Source organism: Streptomyces sp. NPDC008079 (assembly GCF_042957385.1).
In the GTDB taxonomy this organism is placed as follows: Bacteria; Actinomycetota; Actinomycetes; order Streptomycetales; family Streptomycetaceae; genus Actinacidiphila.
Genome location: NZ_JBIBIC010000001.1, coordinates 1,514,831 through 1,533,031, shown reverse-complemented (window position 1 = coordinate 1,533,031; position 18,201 = coordinate 1,514,831). Strand labels below are relative to the sequence as shown.

The following is an 18,201-nucleotide window of genomic DNA, read 5'->3' as shown; positions in this document are numbered from 1 at the left end:
TGTGTCATCGAGCTGGCGCCGGACGATGCGGATCGTGGTCCGGGATCCGGTCGCGGTGTTCATCGGTCGAGCGGCCGAGAACTGCGCTTCGGTAAGTCGGCGAACTTCCCTACGTTATCGCCCGGTTCATGGGCGTTGCGAACTATTTGTTTCCGGCTTTGAGGTCCTCCAGGGTGGCCGCCGTCCCGACGAGTACGGATCCGGCGGGGGCGCGCAACCCGTCGAGGAAGAGCTGCAGGTGGCGGTGGACGAAGCGGTCGAAGCCCATGCAGCCGGTGCCCGGCAGCGGCCGGGTGAGCTGCGTCAGGGCGACCATCAGGTCACCGACGGCGATGTCGGTACGGAGCAGGCCCGCGCTCTGCGCGCGTTCCATGATGGCGTTGACCGACCGCTCCAGCCGTTCCATCTGCTGGGTGACGGCGGGGTCCTGGCGGTCGAAGGCGTCCGACAGCATCGGGCACAGCGCCCCGATCCGCTCTTCGGCCGCTTCGAAGACGAAGCGGCGCAGCGCGGCGAAGGCGTCGGGCTCCTGAGCGAGGGCGTCTTCGGCCCGCTCGGCGGTCGTGGCCATGACGGTGAGCGTGACCTGGCGGATCAGTTCGGCGCGGTCGGTGAAGTGCCGGTAGAGCGTGGCGTTCCCCACTCCCGCGCGGCGCGCCACGTCGTCGAGCGGCACGTCCGGGCCGAACTCCACGATGGCCTCGCGGGCGGCGGCGACGATGCGCTCGCGGTTGCGTGTGGCGTCCGCGCGCAGCCGCACGGCGCGCGGCCTGGTGCTGCTGGTGGTTGCGGTGGCGCTGGTCGTACCAACAGTGTCGAGGCTCACGGCGGGCGGCTCCTTCCGATCGATCCAGCGGTCGTTCACGGGGGTACGAGCCCCGTCGTTGAAACGGACAAGCACTCCCCGTTTCGCGGTCACCTGGTCTAAACGGGGACCGCGTCCCCGGATATTTCCCGTCACGCTTGTGACCTGCGTCACGCGATTGGCGGGGTTGGCGGGAGGCTTCACCAAAGAGGCGTCCGGTCGTACGAGCCGGACGCGCCCGGTCGCGGACCGACGGCGTGACACGCCATTTTATTGAAGCTTCAAGAAGTGCACGTACCATGAACGCCATGACATGGCTGACCGAAGACGAGCAGGCGACCTGGCGGGCGTTCCTGCACGCCACGACGTTGCTGGAAGACCACCTCGACCGTCAGCTCCAGCGCGACGCGGGCATGCCGCACATGTACTACGCGTTGCTCAGCACACTCTCCGAGACGCCCGGCCGCAGTATGCGCATGACGGAACTCGCCGAGCGCGCCAAGATCACCCGTTCCCGGCTGTCGCACGCCGTCGCCCGCTTGGAGGGGAACGGCTGGCTGCGCCGCGAGAACTGCCCCTCCGACCGCCGCGGGCAGATCGCGGTCCTCACCGACGCCGGCTACGACGAGGTGGTGCGTACGGCGCCCGGTCACGTCGCCGCCGTCCGCTCCGCGATCTTCGACCGGCTCACTCCCGAGCAGACGGCGCAGCTCGGGGAGATCTCCCGCGTCATCGCCGAGGGCCTGCACCAGCCGGACCGCGCGGACCTGCCCTGGCTGCGCTGAAAACGTCGGTCACCGACCGCGGGAGCGTCAACCTCGCGCCCGTGAAGTCACCCCATACGGTCAGCGCCGCCCGGAGCGGGCGAGCCACCGTCCCTCGTGCCTGCTGACCTCGATCGGCCGCCCGAAGCAGTGGGTCATCGACTCGGCCGTGAGCACCTGCCGCGCGGTCCCCGAGGTCAGCACCCGTCCCTCCTTGAGCAGCAGTACGTGCCCGATCGCGGGCGACAGCTCTTCCAGGTGGTGGGTGACGGTGATGGTCGCCAGAGCCGTACGGGTGAGCGCGAGGCGGTGCATGGCGTCGATCAGGTCCTCGCGGGAGGGCAGGTCGAGCGCATTGAAGGGCTCGTCGAGGAGCATCAGTGCCGGGTCGGCCATCAATGCCCGCGCGACCAGAATGCGGGCGCGCTGACCGCCGGAGCAGACCCCGTACGCCCGGTCCGCCAGATCCTTGATCTCCAGCTCCGCCAGCAGCTCGTGCGCGCGCTCGCGGACCTCGTCGTCGTACTTGCGCCACAGCGGCTGCACCGTGCCCGTGTGGCCGGTCAGGACGACGGTGTGGGCGGTGGCGTCGAGCGGCACCTTCTGTGAGGACGACACCAGGCCGATGTGCGCGCGCAATTCGCGCATGTCGACACGGCCGAGACGGTGGCCGAGCACGTCGACCGTGCCGGAGGTGGGATGCATGAGGGCGCCGATGAGGCGCAGCATCGTCGTCTTGCCCGCGCCGTTGGCGCCGAGCAGCGCCCAGTGCTCGCCGGACCGTACGGTCCAGTTGACGTCGTCGAGGATGACCTGGCCGGTGGTGAAGCGGCGGACGCTGACGGCGTCGAGAGCGGCCACGACGGTGTTGGCTGTCATGACGGCACGGTAGCTGTATCCGCCACCTTCACGCCCCGGGATTCCACGATGTGAGCGGCCGTGCGCGGGAGGGAGGCGTCACATATGTGCGGCGGGCGGGGCGTCGGGTTCGGCGTCACCTGGTGCGGGCGAATCGTCGGGCAGCGTGCTGGGCTGCGCCAGGGCACGCGGCTTGCCGCGCCGGTAGAGGAAGGCCGTCACCACGGTGCCGACGGCGAAGAAGCCCGCCGCCCACCAATAGGCGGTCGAATAGCTGTGCAACTGGGCCTGCGCGGCGACGGCGGGAGTGTTCTGCTTGCCGACCACGTAGCTGGCGGCGGCGCTGGTGGCGAGGGTGTTCAGCAGCGAGGTGCCGACGGAGCCGCCGACCTGCTGCGAGGTGTTCACCATGGCGGACGCGACACCCGCGTCCCGCGCTTGTACGCCCGCGGTGGCGAGGTTCATCGCCGTGGCGAAGATCGAGCCGAGGCCGAGGCCGAGGATCAGCAGCGGCGGCAGTACGTGCGCGGGATAGGTGCTGTGCAGGTCGAGCGCGGTCAGCCACGCCATGGCGACGCCGGCCAGGGCCATGCCGGTCGGCACGATCGGCTTGGCGCCGAAGCGCGGCACCAGCACATTGGTGGTGGTCACCGACGTCACCACCATCACGGCGATCATCGGAAGAAAGGCGAGTCCGGTGGAGACCGGCGAGTAGTGCAGGCTCTGCTGGAGGTAGTACGTCAGGAACAGGAAGACGCCGAACATCCCGCCGCCGGAGATGAACATCGCCAGGAACGACGCGCCCCGGTCCCGGTCGGTCACCACCCGAAGCGGCAGCAAGGGGTGCGCCGCACGGCGCTGCCAGGTGACGAAGGCGAGCAGCAGGACGACGCTCGCCACCAGGAAGCCCCAGGTCTGGGGCGAGCTCCAAGGGTGCTTCTCGGCGTTGGAGAAGCCGTAGACGATGCAGAACAGGCCGGCCGATACCAGGGCGGTACCGGGGATGTCCAGCTTGGGACGGTCGGGCAGGGTGCCGCCTTGCAGCAGTCGTACGCCGCCGATGAACGCGATCGTGGCGAAGATCAGATTGACGTACAGGCACCAGCGCCAGTCGAGGTATTCGGTCAGCACACCGCCGAGCAGCAGACCGACGGCGCCGCCCGCGCCCGCGATGGCGCCGTAGATGCCGAACGCCTTGGCGCGCTCCTTGGGGATGGTGAAGGTCGTGGTGAGCAAGGAGAGGGCGGCGGGGGCGAGCAGGGCGCCGAACATGCCCTGGAGGGCGCGGGCGGTGACCAGTACGCCGAAGTTGGGGGCGGCGCCGCCGATCGCGGAGGCGAGCGCGAAGCCGGTCAGGCCGATCAGGAAGACCCTCTTGCGGCCGACCAGGTCGGCGAGACGGCCGCCGAGCAGCAGCAGCGAGCCGAAGGCGAGGGCGTACGCCGTCACGATCCACTGACGGTTGCCGTCGGTGAAGCCGAGGGCCGTCTGGGCGGAGGGCAGCGCGATGTTCACGATGGTGGCGTCGAGGACCACCATGAGCTGCGCCAGGCCGATCACGCCGAGCACCCACCAGCGGTGGGAGGGGGTGCCGACGACACTGCTGCGGCCCGGCTTCCCGTCGGGCTGTGGGCCGCCGCCGAGGCCGGCGGCGGAAGCGGAGGTGTCCGGGCTGCTACGGGCCATGACGGAGTTCTCCCTTGGCGCGACCACCCCCCGGGGACTCCACGCTAGGCGCAGCTCAGCGGCCTCGCCACGCGGGAAGCCGTCGCCCGGACGGCGCAAGGGCCCTGGGCAGTGCCGAGGAGCCGCCGCGGTCCGGTCCCCGTACCGGAACCGCGGCGGCTCCTCCGTCTTCGGTGTCGGTCGTCGCGTCCGCGGCGGTGGTCGCCCGCCGGGCCCTGGAGTCCACCGCGACCGCCATCGGACGACCGTCCCGGGTGGCGATGACGGTCACGGAGTGGTCGGCCGCTCCGCGGTCCGCGGTGGCGGCGTGGGCGGGCGTCGTCCGCGCGGCCGGGAACCGCACGGCGGTGGCCGTGCCTGTCCTGTCCAGCAGCAGACGGGTGGTGATCACGCGGTGCGCCCTTCACGAACCTGACCGCCGCGCGACCCGCGCTTCACCGGGTCTGCGGCACCGACACAACGATCAGTAACCGCCCATCCCATAGGACTAACGCGTCGTCACCCGAATGGCGCGACCCAAGGAGCGCGACCGCGTGCGCTGAGGTAGCGCCGCACACCGTCACACACCGCGCGAAAGACGATTTAGCGACAACCCTGACGTACCAACTCCGCGCGCGCACCCGCCCGGCAGCACGTTCCCTGAGAGGAACGGGCCCGGTCGGGCGGCACTCGCACAGGCAGGGGGTACGTGGATGGCGGCGACCGCCGACGGACCCGCCGCCGGAGACGGCGCGTCAGGGTCGGGACCGTTGGGTGACGACGAGCGCGCGGAGTTGACGGCGCTGCGGGCGCGGTTGGCGGGGACGCGGTCGCGGCACCGGGTGCGGTCGTTCTTCTCCGCGCTGCTCATCACACTGGCCGCGGTACTGGCTCCGCTCGGCGCGGTGGCGGTGTGGGCCGCCGACATCGTCGGCAACACCGACCGCTATGTGGCGACGATGGCGCCGCTCGCCGACAACCCGCAGGTGCGGAGGGCCGTCACCGATCAGGTGACGTCGGCCGTCATGGACCGGATCGACCTCGACTCGCTGCTGTCGAACGTGGCGCCCTCGGATCTGCCGGGGGTGAAGGCGGCGCTGGGCGGGATCAGCGGCCCGATCACGTCGGGGGTGACGGATTTCGTGCACGGCACGGTGGCGACGTTCGTGTCGAGCAGTGCCTTCTCGACGATCTGGGAGGAGCTGAACCGGAGGGCGCACGCGACGGTCGTCGACGCGCTGACCGGCAGTAACGATTCGGCGGTGCAGGTCGAGCACAACACGGTGACGCTCGATCTCGCGCCCGTGGTGGCCGGGGTGAAGCAGCAGTTGGTGGACCGCGGGTTGAAGGTCGCCGGGCGGCTGCCCGACGTGCACACCGACTTCACGTTGCTGAAGTCGGACGAGATCGGGCGGGTGAAGACCGGTTTCCGGGCGCTGCAACTGGCCGGGGACTGGCTGCCGGTGGTCACCGTCGTCGTCGCGGGCGCCGGGGTGCTGCTGGCCGTACGGCGTCGCCGCGCGTTGGTCGCCGCCGCGCTGGGTGTCGCGGCGGGGGTGGCCGTGCTCGGCGTCGCGCTCGCTCTCTTCCGCACCTTCTACCTCGACCACCTCTCTCCCGATGTGCACCATGCGGCCGCCGCGGCGATCTACGACCAGGTGGTGCGGTTTCTGCGGGCGAGCGTTCGGATGGTGATCACCCTGGGGGTCGTGGTGGCGCTGGGGGCGTGGCTGAGCGGTTCGGGGCAGTGGGCGGTACGGGTGCGGTCGATGTGGGAGTCGGGGATCGCGGCGGTGCGGGAGGCGGCGGGGGTGCGGTCGACCGGGCCGGTGGGGCCGTGGGTGGACCGTTTCCGTGTCTGGCTGCGGTGGGTCGTCGTCGCGGTCGCCTCGGTGGTCCTGGCGCTGTGGCCGTATCCGACCGGCACGGTGATCTTCTGGATCGCGTTGGTGACGGTGGCGGGGCTCGCGGTCATCGAGTTCCTGGACGAGCGTCCGGCCGTTGATACGACCGGCGGGGGTGAGCGCGGAGCCGGGGCGTTGACGTCGTAGTTGACGCCGTCGTCGGGTCCCTCGCCCCGGCTCCGTCGCACGGTCACTCTTGTGGCGCCGTCACCCTTGCGCGCCGAGCGCCGCCAACTGCTCGGCGAACGGCACGACCTCGTCGTCGGTACCGGCGCCCATACCGGCGTCCGTCGTCGCGCCCCCGCCCGGCGCCGGGCGGGACGGTCGGGAGGTCATCAGGGCGGCGAGTTCGGCTCCCGCGCGTTCGATGCGGGCGGCGAGGGTGCCGTCGACGGCGCTGCTCCCGTTGCCGTCGCCACCACCGCTGCCGCTGCCTGCCGTGCCCCAGTCCTCGGAGGCCGCGTATACGGCGGTCGGTACGACGATCGCGCGCAGGTAGGCGAACAGCGGGCGCATGGCGTGTTCGAGGACCAGGGAGTGGCGGGCGGTGCCGCCGGTGGCGGCGGCCAGCACCGGGGTGCCCGCCAGTGCGTCTTTGTCGACAATGTCGAAGAACGACTTGAACAGGCCGCTGTACGAGCCGGTGAACACCGGGGTCACGGCGATCAGGCCGTCGGCGCCGGTCACCGAATCGATTGCGTCGCGCAGATGATGCGCCGGGAAGCCAGTGAGCATGTTGTGCGCGATGTCGTTGGCCAGGCCCCGCAGCTCGATGACCCGTACGTCCACGTCCACGTCACCGTCGACATGGCGGCGTACCGCCTCCGTCAGCCGGTCGGCCAGCAGCCGGGTGGACGACGGCTGGCTGAGACCGGCGGTGACGACGGCGAGCCGGCGTCGCTCGATCGGGTGGTGCGTCATGCCCGGGCCTCCAGGACTTCGTCGGCGGTGTCGGCGTCGCGGCGGGCGAGCAGCGAGGCGTGGGTGGGGGCGTCGGGCACCTCGGCCGGGCGGCCCTTGGCGAATTCGGCGCGCAGGACGGGGACGACCTCCTCGCCGAGCAGGTCGAGCTGTTCGAGGACGGTCTTGAGGGGCAGACCGGCGTGGTCCATGAGGAAGAGCTGGCGCTGGTAGTCGCCGACGGCGTCGCGGAAGGTCAGGGTGCGTTCGATGACCTGCTGCGGGGAGCCGACGGTCAGCGGCGTCTGCTCGGCGAAGTCCTCCAGCGACGGCCCGTGCCCGTAGACCGGGGCGTTGTCGAAGTACGGCCGGAATTCCCGTACCGCGGCCTGCGAGTCGCGGCGCATGAACACCTGGCCGCCGAGGCCGACGATGGCCTGCTGCTCGGTGCCGTGGCCGTAGTGCGCGAAGCGGCGGCGGTAGAGGTCGACCATCTTCTTGGTGTGTTCCATGGGCCAGAAGATGTTGTTGTGGAAGAAGCCGTCGCCGTAGTACGCGGCCTGCTCGGCGATCTCCGGGCTGCGGATGGAGCCGTGCCAGACGAACGGGGGCACGCCGTCCAGCGGGCGGGGCGTCGAGGTGAACGACTGGAGCGGCGTACGGAACTTGCCCGCCCAGTCGACGACGTCCTCGCGCCACAGCTTGTGCAGCAGCGCGTAGTTCTCGACGGCGAGCGGGATGCCCTGCCGGATGTCCTTGCCGAACCACGGGTAGACCGGCCCGGTGTTGCCGCGGCCCATCATCAGGTCGACGCGGCCGTCCGCCAGGTGCTGGAGCATCGCGTAGTCCTCGGCGATCTTCACCGGGTCGTTCGTGGTGATCAGCGTGGTGGAGGTGGACAGCACGATGCGCTCGGTGCGGGCCGCGATGTAGCCGAGCATGGTGGTGGGCGAGGACGGCACGAAGGGCGGATTGTGGTGCTCACCGGTCGCGAAGACGTCCAGGCCGACTTCCTCGGCCTTCCGCGCGATGGTGACCATCGCCTTGATCCGCTCGTGCTCGCTCGGCGTCCGTCCGTTGGTCGGGTCCGTCGTGACGTCGCCGACCGTGAAGATCCCGAACTGCATCACACCCACCGTCCTGTCGCACTCACCCTGTTTGGTTGAGCATTCAACATCCCGAACATTCCGGCCACCCTACCTATTCCCCTGACCCGGCCGCACCCTGAGCCCGGCCGCACCCTGACCCCGCCGCACCCGGCCCCCGGCCTCACCCGGCCCCCCGCCGCACCCGGCGCGAGCCCCCGCCTCGGCGTACGTTGGAAACGCCCGCCCCACCCGCCCCCAGCGACACGGAAGAGAGAGCCACCTCCATGGCAAGGATCCTGTTCGTCCTGACCGGAGCCACCCACTGGACACTCGCCGACGGCAGCGCGCACCCGACCGGCTTCTGGGCCGAGGAGGCCGTGGTCCCGTACCGGGTCTTCACCGAGGCGGGCCACGAGGTTGTCGCCGCGACGCCGGGCGGGGTCGTACCGACGGTGGACCGGGGAAGCCTCGCGCCCGAGTTCAACGGCGGCGAGGAGGGCGCAGCGGCGATGGCGGCCGAGCTGGCCGGGATCGCCGCCTTCCAGCACCCCGTGAAGCTGTCCGACGTCTCGCTCGACGACTACGACGCGGTCTTCTACCCCGGCGGCCACGGCCCGATGGAGGACCTGTCGGCCGACGCCGTGTCCGGCGCCCTGCTCAACGCGGCCCTCGCCTCGGGCAAGCCGCTCGGCATCGTCTGCCACGCGCCCGCCGCGCTGCTCGCCACCGCCACGGGACCCGGCGGCGCCTCGCCCTTCGCCGGTTACCGGCTGACCGGCTTCACCAACGTCGAGGAGACCCAGGCGGGCTTCGCCGACAAGGCCCGCTGGCTCCTCCAGGACCGGCTCGTGCAGCTCGGCGCCGACTTCCAGGAAGGCGCGCCCTGGGCGCCGCACACCGTCACCGACCGCAATCTGCACACCGGTCAGAACCCGGCCTCCGCCGGTCCCCTGGCCGCCGAGATCCTCAAGACCCTCGGCTGACGAACCGGCCTTCCGCCCCGCCCCCGGGCCCCCGACCGGCCACCGCCGACCCGCTACAATGGCGCCTGTCCCCGCCCCAGTAGCTCAGGGGATAGAGCACAGCTCTCCTAAAGCTGGTGTCGCAGGTTCGAATCCTGCCTGGGGCACACCGGAAGTAGCAGGTCACAGCCATGAGAGGCCCTCCCGTTGTCGAACGGGAGGGCCTCTTTGGCCGTGGAAGTCCGGACGGGGGCCGCTCGGAGACCGCGCGGGGACCCACGGAGACCGCACGCCCCCGAGGAGACCCGGCCGGTCAGCTCATGTTGTTATACGCGTTGCCCGTGTGGGCGTCGGAGATCGCGCGGGGGGCGAAGGGGCGGGCGGGGTCGCCGGTGCCGGAGTAGAGGTAGACGGTCTTGGTGGCGGCCTGGTAGGCGAAGAGGTCGGCCTTGCCGTCGTGGTCGACGTCGCCGGCGCCGGTGAGCTGGGAGTACGTCTGCCAGCCGGAGCCGATCCGGGTGCGGCGCTCGAAGGTGCCGTCGGACTTGCCGAGGTAGAGCCACAGCACGCCGTCCTTGTCGCGGGCGACGAGGTCGCCCGCGGGTCCGCCCGCGAGGTCGCCGACGGCGGTGAGCTGGTCGTAGCCGGTCCAGCCCGTGCCGACGCGCACACGGGGCTCGAAGGGGCGGGCCGCGCTGCCGGTGCCGCGGTAGAGCCAGAGGGCACCGGTCGTGTCGACCGCGACGAGATCCGGGCGGCCGTCACCGGTGAGGTCGCTGCCGCCGGTGAGATGGGTGTACGTCTGCCAGCCGCCGCCGACGCGGACGCGCGGGGTGAGACCGCCGTCCTCGCGGCCCGAGTAGAGCCACAGGACCCCGTCCTTGTCGCGGGCGACGAGTTCGGGAAGGTAGTCGGGACTGTTCGTCCCCGCGATGTCGCCGACGGTCTCGAGCTTGTCGTAGATCTGCCAGCCGCCGCCGATCCGCGCCCGCTGGCGCCCGTCGGCGGCGCTGTCCCGCCACAACCCGCCCGAGGCGTCGCGGCCCAGCAGGTCGGGCAGGCCGTCGTTGTCGAAGTCGTGCAGGGCGGAGGTCGGGGTGCCCGCGTGCGCGAGGAGCCGCGCGAACGGCCGGCCGTTCGGGTCGAGGGCGACGCGGAAGACGCCCGCGCCCTGGGCGGAGTCGCTGCCCTGGACGATCCGCGCGGTGCCGTCGGGGACGGCGTACGAGGCGTCGGCGCGGTCGAGGAAGGTGACCTTCTCGCCGGTCCCGACGCGCAGGGCCGTCGTCCCGTACGTCACCCAGTCGCCGAGCAGGCCGATGGTCAGGTCCGTACCGGCTTTCACGCCCGGCACGGGCACCGCGGTGTCCGCGCCGGTGGTCCGGTTGCGGACGACCACCCGCAGCGTGTTCGCGGCGGTGTCGTCCTCGATCCAGGCGAGGCGGTTGCCGGAGATCACCGGATTCCGCGCCTGCCGCGGGTAGGGGAAGGTGAGGGTGGCGGTGGTCAGGTCGATCAGGCCGAAGCGCCGGTCGCTCTCCCCGGTCCCGGTGGGGACCAGGCCGTGGGTCGCGTCGCCCGGCCGTACCCGCCCGTAGTCGGTCCCCTCGGGCAGGCCCTGCACGGCGCGGTTCGCCCCGTCCGCGGTCTCGACCCACAGCTTCGTGGCGCCCCGGACGAACAGCGCGCGGCCCGCGACGCCCCCGTAGAGGCTGTCCAGCCCGTCGTCGACCGTCCGCAGCGCGAAGGAGGTGCCGGTGGGCATGTCCAGCACGCGGCTCCCGAACGTGTCGCTCGTGGTGGTGACGGTGTCCCCCGAGATCTCGGCGATCCCGTTGGCGGTGTCGAAGCGCAGGTCGCGGACCGGGCCGGGCCCGTACGGGGTCCAGCGGAGCTTGCCGTCGTCGCCGTCGTGCGGGACGTACGTCCAGAAGCCCTGGGTGCCCGCGGACGCCAGCGTGGCGCCGGGCGTCATCGGGAGCAGGCCGCTCACCCCGGATGTCGCGGCGGACGCCCGCGTCGCACCCGCGGAGGCGGAGGTGGTGGCGGTGGCCGTGGTGGTCAGCGAAACCGCGCCCAGGGTGACGGCCAGGACGGTGGCGGTCGCGGCGACGAGACGGCGGCGCCCGGTGCGGAGGGAGAGCGGGGAGACCAAGGAACGTTCCTCCTGTGCGTAACGGGGTGGGACACCGCCCTTGGTGTCCCACCCCGTCCGACAGCCGACCCGTCGGGTTGGTTGTGCTCTGCGGTCAGATGATCAGAGGAAGTCAATACGGCGTCGTACGGGTGAAGTTGGGGACACCCCGGTCTCCTTCGGCCGTTCTCAGGTCGCGAGGTGGGCGAAGACCACGGTGTTTCCCTCGTAGGAGTGAGTGCGCGCGTTCCAGTCGGAGCAGGTGATGAGCCGGAGTTCGGCGTCCGCGGTGTTGCCGTAGACGTCGAGGGTCGGGAACCGGGCCTTCTCGTAGGAGCGGACGGCGTCGACGGTGAAGACGGCGACTTTGTGGTCGGCGCGGGTGACGCGGATCTGCTGCTCGGGCTTCATCGCGCCGAGCCGGTAGAAGACGGCGGGGCCGGTCTCCTTGGAGTCGACGTGGCCGAGGATGACGGAGGGTCCGGTCTGGCCCGGGGCGGGCGAGTTGCGGTACCAGCCGGCGCGCAGCGGCTTGGAGGGGACCTCCAGGCTGCCGTCCTTGTTGAGGCCCAGGTCCAGCAGGTCGGAGTGGACGCCGATGGCCGGGATGTCGAGGGCGACCGGCTTGGACGCGGGCAGGGTGCCGGGCCGGGTGGGCGTCGGACCGGCCGCTTCGGCCGAGGCGGCGCCGCTCGGCGGGGCGGGCATCGCGGCCATGTCGTGGCCGGACATCTCGTGACCCGACATGTCGTCGCGCGGTGTGCTTCCCGCGACGGCCGGGCCCGGCTGCGGCGGCGGGTTGCCGCCGCCCCCGGTGGTCCCGGCGAGCACGGCGGTGACCCCCGCGGCGACGCAGGCCACCGCGAGGACGACGAGCATGACCGCCGTACGTCGCGTGCGGCCCACGCGGGCAGTGCGGCCGGTGCGGCCGGTGCCGGTCGTACGTACGGTGTCGTCCGTACGGCCGGTCTCGTCCGTACGGCCGGTCTCGTCGTCCGGGCCGTCCTCGTGCGCGGCGGCGGCGTCGTCACTCATCGGGTCGTGACGCCCCTGCGGCGCAGGGCGAATCCGCCGATGCCGAGGCCGACCAGGGCGGCGGCGCTGCCGCCCGCGACCATGCCGGTGTGGATGCCGCTTCCGGTCTGCGTGGCGCCGTCACCGGTGTCCGCGCCGCCGCCGGGCATCGAGGTCATCTGGGAGACGTTGAAGGCGCCGCAGAGGGCGGGGTCGGTGGCCTCGGCGGGCAGGGTCTTGTCGAGTTCGCTCGCGCCGAGCACGTTGTCGTACTTGCCGTTGCCGTTGTAGTCGATGCCGTGCACGACCAGGACGGCCTTGCCGGACTTGAGGTTCGCGGCGACGTTGTCGGTGACTTCGAGGGTGCGGCTGTACTTGACGCTCGAACCGGCCGGGAAGCGGTCGACGGCCAGGGCGCTCTTGGGGGTGCTGTCGCCGCTGGTGGTGAGCGAGGTGCCGATCATGCCGTAGTCCTTCATGGCGTCGGCGACGTTGATCGAGCTGTGGCCGTTGTGGTCCTTGGCCTCGGACGGCTTGGGACACACACCGGCGCCGTCGACGTGGATGTGCATGGCGTGCGGGGAGCCGCCGCCGACCAGGCCCGACGCGGTGACGGTGATCTTCGCGGTGTTGCCGGAGAGCTGGATCATCGCCGTACCGCTGCCCGTGACGTGGTTGGCGGTGATCGGGTCCAGCGACGCCTGGTACGTGGTCCAGGGGACGTCGGTGTCCGTCGGTGCCGCCCACGCCGCTGCCGGGAAGGCCAACGGGACTGCGGCGACTGCTATCGCGGTCACGACACGTGCGCTGGTGGATCGCATGGTGGTGCTGCCCTTCACTCGCGGATCCGCGGAGTCGGCATGGCGTCGGCTCCGCGACCGGAGGCGGGTGCCTCCGCACTGGCATTCGGAGCGGTGGGGGGCGCGGATTGGTACGGGTGTGCCCATGACCTCTTTACGGCGGTACCTCCGCGTCCGGGCATACGGACATATCGCATACGTATGTCCGTATGCCCGGGGAGAGCCGGAGCGCCTTGCGCCGCGCACGACATGACGCGCCGTCAACATCGGCACCATCGCCAAGCCGGACGGCGCACCCCTGGCATCCGTATCCGCATATTCGCCCGATCGGGGACAAAAACCTCTTTCGGGCAATCCGGCACCTCCCCTGGAGACGAACGGGGTGCAGGGACCGGTCCCGAGGCCGGACTCTTCACCCCCACAGAAAGACCACCCATGAGTTCACGCAGAACACCGGGCATCGTCGGCCGGTGGAAGTCGGCAGCGCTGCTGCTGACGCTCGGCACGGCGATCGCGGGAGCGGCGCTCGCCGGTCCCGGTACGGGCGTCGGCCAGGCGTCCAGCCACCGCGAGGCGCCGCTGATCGCGGCGGACCCACAGGTCGACAACACCGACCTCTACGCGTTCTCCAGTCCTGACAAGTCGGACACGGTGACGCTGGTCGCGAACTGGTACCCGTTCCAGGAGCCCAACGGGGGGCCGAACTTCTATCCGTTCGCCACCGACGCCCAGTACGACATCAATGTCGACAGCCAGGGCACCGGCAAGGCGGACCTCACGTACCGCTGGACCTTCCGCAACGAGGACCGGCGCGGAGACAAGACATTCCTGTACAACAACGGCGTGGTGAACAACCTCAACGACAAGACGCTGCTGTTCCGCCAGCACTACACGCTCCAGGAACTGCGCGCGGGCAAGCGCCCGGTCACGCTGGTGAAGGACGGCATCGCGACGCCGTCGAACGTCGGCAAGGCGTCGATGCCGAACTACGGGCGGCTGCGCGGCCAGGCGACGCGGAAGCTGCCCGGCGGCGGTCAGACGGTGGCCTCGCAGGCCGCCGACCCGTTCTTCCTCGACCTGCGCGTCTTCGACCTGCTGTACGGCGGGAATCTGTCGGAGACCGGGCACAACACGCTCAAGGGCTACAACGTCAACACCCTGGCGATCCAGGTCCCGAAGTCGGCGCTGGCGCTCAACTGCAACTCCAAGCGCAACCCGGTGATCGGCGTGTGGAGCACCACCTCGCGCCGCACCATGAACCTCTCCCCGGGCAAGCAGACGGCCAGCGGCCCGTACGTGCAGGTCTCGCGGCTGGGCAACCCGCTGGTGAACGAGGCGGTGGTGCCCGCGGGTCTGAAGAACGCGTTCAACGCGCTGCCGCCGTCGCAGGACCACAACCAGCCCAAGGTCGTGGCGAAGGTGCTCAACCCCGAGCTGCCGATGCTGATCCAGTCGATCTACGGGATCCCGGCGCCCGCGACGCCGCGCAAGGACCTTCAGGAGATCTTCCTGACCGGTATCGCGAAGGCGGCGAACGGCCCGCTGGCCGTGGACCTCAACTCGCAGCTCATGAACCAGGACGCCGACAAGAAGCGGTTCGTCCCCGCCGAGGAGCTGCGGCTGAACATGTCCACCCCGGTGACCGCGAAGCCGGACCGTCTCGGCGTGCTGAACGGCGACTTCCAGGGCTACCCCAACGGCCGCCGCCTCGGTGACGACGTCGTGGACATCGCGATCCAGGCGCTGGAGGGCGCGACCCCCGGCCACCTGATCCAGGCGCTCGCCGCGGGTGACGGCGTGAACGGACCCGGCGTCCCCTTCGCCGGCACCTTCCCGTACGTCGCGCTGCCCTACACCGGCTCGGTCAACCAGGCCGGCTGAGCAAGCCACCCGGCGTGGGCACCTGACAGGCCCACGCCGGGTCCCTCTCCTCCGGTCCGACCGCCCCACCCGTCCGACCGGCCGGAGCCCCTGTTCGCCCCGAGCGGAGAAAACAGACCCCCATGCGCCGCCTCGCCCTGATCGCCACCACCGCCGTGCTCTGTGCGGGCCTGACCGGCTTCGCAGCGCTGGAGCGCTCGGGCGGCGCCTCGTCCCCGCCGCCGTCCGACGCGGTCCCGGGCCAGAGTTCCGATACGGGTTCCGGTACAGGTTCCGGTACGGGTCCCGGCCCGGACTCCGGCCCGGTCTCCGGCCCGCAGGCGGCGCCGTTGAGCGTGGACGCCATCGTCGCCAAGCTCCAGAGCACGCTGCGCGCACAGCCGAACGACGCCTCCTCCTGGGCCCAGCTCGGCTCGGAATACGTCGAACAGGCCCGGCTCGACGTCGATCCGACGCTGTATCCGAAGTCGGAGGCGGCGCTGCGCAAGTCGCTCGCGCTCCAGCCGCGGCACAACACCGCCGCGCTCACCGGAATGGCCGGACTGGCCAACGCGCGGCACCAGTTCGCGCAGGCCAGGACGTGGGCGGACAAGGCGATCAGCGACGACCCGTACGCCTGGGCGCCGTACGGCGCGCTCAACGACGCGCTCACCCAGTTGGGTGAGGACAGCGCCGCGCAGGACGCCGTGCAGCGGATGCTCGATCTGCACCCGTCGACGGCGTCGTTCACCCGGGCGTCGTACACCTTCGAGCTGCACGGGCGCACCGCGGACGCGGAGCAGGCGCTGCGGCGGGCGCTCCAGGACGCAACGACGGCGGCCGACCAGGCGTTCTGCCACCACTACTTGGGCGAGCTGGCCTTCAACACCGGCAAGACGCGCGAGGCGCTGCGGGAGTACCGGACGGCGCTCGCGCTGGATCCGACGTACACCGCGTCGCTGGCGGGCGCGGCCAGGGCGGAGGCGGCGCTCGGGCGGACGGACCAGGCGGTCGCGGACTACCGGACGGCGATCGACCGGGTACCGCAGCCGCAATATGTGCTGGAATTCGGCGAATTGCTGGAGTCGCTGGGCCGGGCGCCGGAAGCCAGGGCGCAGTACGGGGTGCTGGAGGCGGAGCAGAGGCTGTTCGCGGCCAACGGCGTGGTGGACGACCTCAACCTCGGCCAATATCAGGCCGATCACGGCGACGCGGACCTCGCGGTGAAGCTGCTGAGCGCCGAGTGGGACCGGCGGCACAGTGTGCTGGTCGCGGACGCGCTGAGCTGGGCGCTGCACCGGGCGGGCCGTGACGGCGACGCGCTGCCGCTGGCCGAGCAGGCGAACCGGCTCGGCTGGCGCGACGCGCTGCTGCGCTACCACCGGGGCGTGATCGAGCAGTCGCTCGGCGACGACGAGGCGGCGCGTACGGACCTGGCCGGGGCCCTGGCCGCCAATCCGGCCTTCTCGCCGCTGTACGCGCCGGACGCGCGCGCCCGGCTGACCGCCCTTCAGAAGGATCAGAAGGAACCGGCGGCACAACCACCGCAAGGACGGCGAGGACAGCGATGACGACCCCGATCCGTGCCCGGCGCGGCGCGGCCCTGCTGCTGGTGGCGGTGCCCTCGCTGCTGTGGCTGGCCGCCCCGGCCGTCTCCGCCCACCCGCTGGGCAACTTCACCGTCAACCGGTACGACGGTCTGACCGTACGCCCCGACCGGATCGACGACCTCGCCGTCGTGGACACCGCTGAGATCCCCACGCTCCAGGCCAAGGCCGCCATGGACACCGACCACGACGGGGCCCTGAGCCCGGCGGAGGCCGCGGCCCACGCGCACACCGCCTGCACCGACCTGGCGCGCGGTATCGACGCGACGCTCGGCGGCGACACGGGCGCGGCCGGCGGTTCGGGGACCGCGGGCGGCGCCGGGGACGCGCGGCGGGCCGAGGCCCTGCGGTTCGGGCTGACGGACGCGTCCTTCCGGCTGGTGCCCGGGCAGGCCGGGCTCGACACCGGACGGCTGGAGTGCCGGCTGTCCGCGCCCGCCTCCCCCGGCCGCGGCGACACGATCACGCTGGCCACCGGCGTGGACAGCAGCCGGATCGGCTGGCACGAGATCACCGCGCACGGCGACGGCGTACGCATCGGCTCCTCGGACGTCCCTGCCGTCTCGGTCTCGCGCGAGCTGCGCGCGTATCCGGCGGACCTGCTCGCCGACCCGCTGGACCAGCGCCGTACGCGGCTCGTCCTGGGCTCGGGTCCCGGGGCCGTCGCGGCCGTCGCGCCCGGCACCGGCTGGCCCTCCTCCTGGTACGCCGCCCTGGACCGGCGGCTGGGCGCGCTCACCGACCACGACCGCCTCACCCTTCCCGTCGGGCTGCTCGCCGTGCTGATGGCCATGGTGCTGGGCGCGGGGCACGCGGCGCTGCCCGGTCACGGCAAGACCATCATGGCCGCGTATCTGGCGGGCCGTCAGGGGCGTCCGCGCGACGCCGTCACGGTCGCGGGCACGGTGACGCTGACCCACACCGCCTCCGTCCTCGTCCTCGGCATCGCGCTCAGCGTGTCCTCCGCGCTCGTCGGCGAGGACGTCCTGGCCTGGCTCGGTACGGTCAGCGGCATCGTCATCACCGCGGCCGGTCTGTGGCTGCTGCCGTCGGCCGTCCGGGTCTTCCGGGCGCGGCAGGCGGAGCACGGGCACGCGGGGGGCGCGGCTCACGGTTCGCACGGCCACGGCCACGGCCACGAGCACGGACCGGGACACGGACACGCGCACGGACACGCGCACGGACACGGGGCTGAGCACCAGCACCCGCACCCGTCGTCCGGCCCGCTCGTCGAGGTCCCCGAGGGCGCCGAGGGCATCACCCAGCAGAGCGCGGCCACGACCGTCGCCACCACGCGGGTCGCGGTCCTGGACGAACGGGAGGCCCCCGAACACGAACACGACCACGAGCACGGCCTTGAGCACGGCCTTGAGCACGACCACGGCCACGACGGTCACCACTCGCACCACACCGACGATCACACCGCCCACGAACACCCGCACCGCCACGGCCTCTTCGGCCACGGCCACCATCACCACTCCCACTCCGCGGGCGGCACCCGCAAGCGCGGCGGTCTCATCGGCATCGGCATCGCGGGCGGCCTGGTCCCCAGCCCCTCGGCGCTGGTCGTCCTGCTGGGCTCGATCGCCCTCGGCCGTACGGCGTTCGGCGTGCTGCTCGTCGTCTGCTACGGCCTCGGCATGGCCGCCACCCTCGCCGCCGCGGGCCTGCTCCTGCTGACGCTCAGGGACCGCTTCCCCGCGCTGAGCGGCGGGAGATGGCACGCCGTCGGCGCGTGGAGCGGTCGCCTCACCCCTCTGGGCACCGCGCTGCTCATTCTCGCCGTGGGCGTGGGAACCGCCCTGCGTGCGATGCCCCTCTGACGGATCGACAACACCCG

15 protein-coding genes and 1 tRNA gene are annotated in these 18,201 nt (G+C 71.7%); 7 read left to right on the top strand and 9 right to left on the bottom strand.

The genetic code is table 11. The features are described from left to right. Nucleotides 1–142: 142 nt before the first annotated feature. Nucleotides 143–826, bottom strand: a complete 684-nt coding sequence (locus ACFZAM_RS06755) for a TetR family transcriptional regulator (RefSeq protein ID WP_391043333.1) — start codon at nucleotides 824–826, stop codon at nucleotides 143–145. Between the two features lie 278 nt (nucleotides 827–1,104). Here ACFZAM_RS06755 and ACFZAM_RS06750 point away from each other — a divergent pair, with 278 nt between their 5' ends. Continuing rightward, the gene (locus tag ACFZAM_RS06750; protein ID WP_391043331.1) at nucleotides 1,105–1,590 is read left to right on the top strand and encodes a MarR family transcriptional regulator; all 486 of its coding nucleotides are present in this window, start codon (nucleotides 1,105–1,107) and stop codon (nucleotides 1,588–1,590) included. 60 nt (nucleotides 1,591–1,650) lie between these two features. On the opposite strand, the gene ACFZAM_RS06745 is transcribed toward ACFZAM_RS06750, so the two are convergent. The 3 genes from ACFZAM_RS06745 to ACFZAM_RS06735 form a co-directional block, all read right to left on the bottom strand. After that, on the bottom strand, nucleotides 1,651–2,448 hold the full coding sequence (locus ACFZAM_RS06745; RefSeq protein WP_391043329.1) for an ATP-binding cassette domain-containing protein: 798 nt from the start codon (nucleotides 2,446–2,448) through the stop codon (nucleotides 1,651–1,653). A gap of 78 nt (nucleotides 2,449–2,526) precedes the next feature. Beyond that, nucleotides 2,527–4,113 (bottom strand): DHA2 family efflux MFS transporter permease subunit, encoded by a 1,587-nt coding sequence (locus tag ACFZAM_RS06740; protein WP_355337808.1) that lies wholly within the window; start codon nucleotides 4,111–4,113, stop codon nucleotides 2,527–2,529. A 55-nt stretch (nucleotides 4,114–4,168) separates the two neighbouring features. Further along, on the bottom strand, nucleotides 4,169–4,504 hold the full coding sequence (locus tag ACFZAM_RS06735) for a hypothetical protein (RefSeq protein ID WP_391043325.1): 336 nt from the start codon (nucleotides 4,502–4,504) through the stop codon (nucleotides 4,169–4,171). Nucleotides 4,505–4,805: 301 nt separating this feature from the next. On the opposite strand from ACFZAM_RS06735, the gene ACFZAM_RS06730 reads away from it, so the two are divergent. Beyond that, nucleotides 4,806–6,143 carry a hypothetical protein gene (locus ACFZAM_RS06730; RefSeq protein WP_391043322.1) on the top strand — a complete coding sequence of 446 codons (1,338 nt, stop codon included), beginning with the start codon at nucleotides 4,806–4,808 and terminating at the stop codon, nucleotides 6,141–6,143. Nucleotides 6,144–6,203: 60 nt separating this feature from the next. Here the strand turns inward: ACFZAM_RS06730 and ACFZAM_RS06725 are convergent, their stop codons facing one another. Together ACFZAM_RS06725 and ACFZAM_RS06720 are read right to left on the bottom strand one after the other, a co-directional pair. Beyond that, nucleotides 6,204–6,917 (bottom strand): CE1759 family FMN reductase, encoded by a 714-nt coding sequence (locus ACFZAM_RS06725; RefSeq protein WP_391043320.1) that lies wholly within the window; start codon nucleotides 6,915–6,917, stop codon nucleotides 6,204–6,206. Then, nucleotides 6,914–8,023 carry an LLM class flavin-dependent oxidoreductase gene (locus ACFZAM_RS06720; RefSeq protein ID WP_355337796.1) on the bottom strand — a complete coding sequence of 370 codons (1,110 nt, stop codon included), beginning with the start codon at nucleotides 8,021–8,023 and terminating at the stop codon, nucleotides 6,914–6,916. The genes ACFZAM_RS06725 and ACFZAM_RS06720 overlap by 4 nt, the downstream gene beginning before the upstream one ends. Nucleotides 8,024–8,268: 245 nt before the next feature. On the opposite strand from ACFZAM_RS06720, the gene ACFZAM_RS06715 reads away from it, so the two are divergent. Continuing rightward, a complete protein-coding gene (locus ACFZAM_RS06715; RefSeq protein ID WP_355337793.1) occupies nucleotides 8,269–8,967 on the top strand; it encodes a type 1 glutamine amidotransferase domain-containing protein in 699 nt (232 codons plus the stop codon). Nucleotides 8,968–9,040: 73 nt separating this feature from the next. Then, nucleotides 9,041–9,113: transfer RNA gene (locus ACFZAM_RS06710), tRNA-Arg, on the top strand. Between the two features lie 146 nt (nucleotides 9,114–9,259). On the opposite strand, the gene ACFZAM_RS06705 is transcribed toward ACFZAM_RS06710, so the two are convergent. From ACFZAM_RS06705 to ACFZAM_RS06695, 3 genes are all read right to left on the bottom strand, one after another. Continuing rightward, nucleotides 9,260–11,101 (bottom strand): FG-GAP-like repeat-containing protein, encoded by a 1,842-nt coding sequence (locus tag ACFZAM_RS06705; RefSeq protein ID WP_391043317.1) that lies wholly within the window; start codon nucleotides 11,099–11,101, stop codon nucleotides 9,260–9,262. 168 nt (nucleotides 11,102–11,269) lie between these two features. Beyond that, nucleotides 11,270–12,115 carry a class F sortase gene (locus ACFZAM_RS06700; protein WP_391043315.1) on the bottom strand — a complete coding sequence of 282 codons (846 nt, stop codon included), beginning with the start codon at nucleotides 12,113–12,115 and terminating at the stop codon, nucleotides 11,270–11,272. After that, the gene (locus ACFZAM_RS06695) at nucleotides 12,112–12,891 is read right to left on the bottom strand and encodes a hypothetical protein (protein ID WP_391043313.1); all 780 of its coding nucleotides are present in this window, start codon (nucleotides 12,889–12,891) and stop codon (nucleotides 12,112–12,114) included. The genes ACFZAM_RS06700 and ACFZAM_RS06695 overlap by 4 nt, the downstream gene beginning before the upstream one ends. 438 nt (nucleotides 12,892–13,329) lie before the next feature. Here ACFZAM_RS06695 and ACFZAM_RS06690 point away from each other — a divergent pair, with 438 nt between their 5' ends. The 3 genes from ACFZAM_RS06690 to ACFZAM_RS06680 all read left to right on the top strand — a co-directional run bounded on the left by ACFZAM_RS06690 (nucleotide 13,330) and on the right by ACFZAM_RS06680 (nucleotide 18,184). Then, nucleotides 13,330–14,775: a DUF4331 family protein gene (locus ACFZAM_RS06690; RefSeq protein ID WP_391043309.1), complete on the top strand. Its 1,446-nt coding sequence runs from the start codon at nucleotides 13,330–13,332 to the stop codon at nucleotides 14,773–14,775. A 122-nt stretch (nucleotides 14,776–14,897) separates the two neighbouring features. After that, nucleotides 14,898–16,325 carry a tetratricopeptide repeat protein gene (locus tag ACFZAM_RS06685; protein WP_391043306.1) on the top strand — a complete coding sequence of 476 codons (1,428 nt, stop codon included), beginning with the start codon at nucleotides 14,898–14,900 and terminating at the stop codon, nucleotides 16,323–16,325. Continuing rightward, nucleotides 16,322–18,184 (top strand): hypothetical protein, encoded by a 1,863-nt coding sequence (locus ACFZAM_RS06680; protein ID WP_391043303.1) that lies wholly within the window; start codon nucleotides 16,322–16,324, stop codon nucleotides 18,182–18,184. The genes ACFZAM_RS06685 and ACFZAM_RS06680 overlap by 4 nt, the downstream gene beginning before the upstream one ends. Nucleotides 18,185–18,201 lie beyond the last annotated feature (17 nt).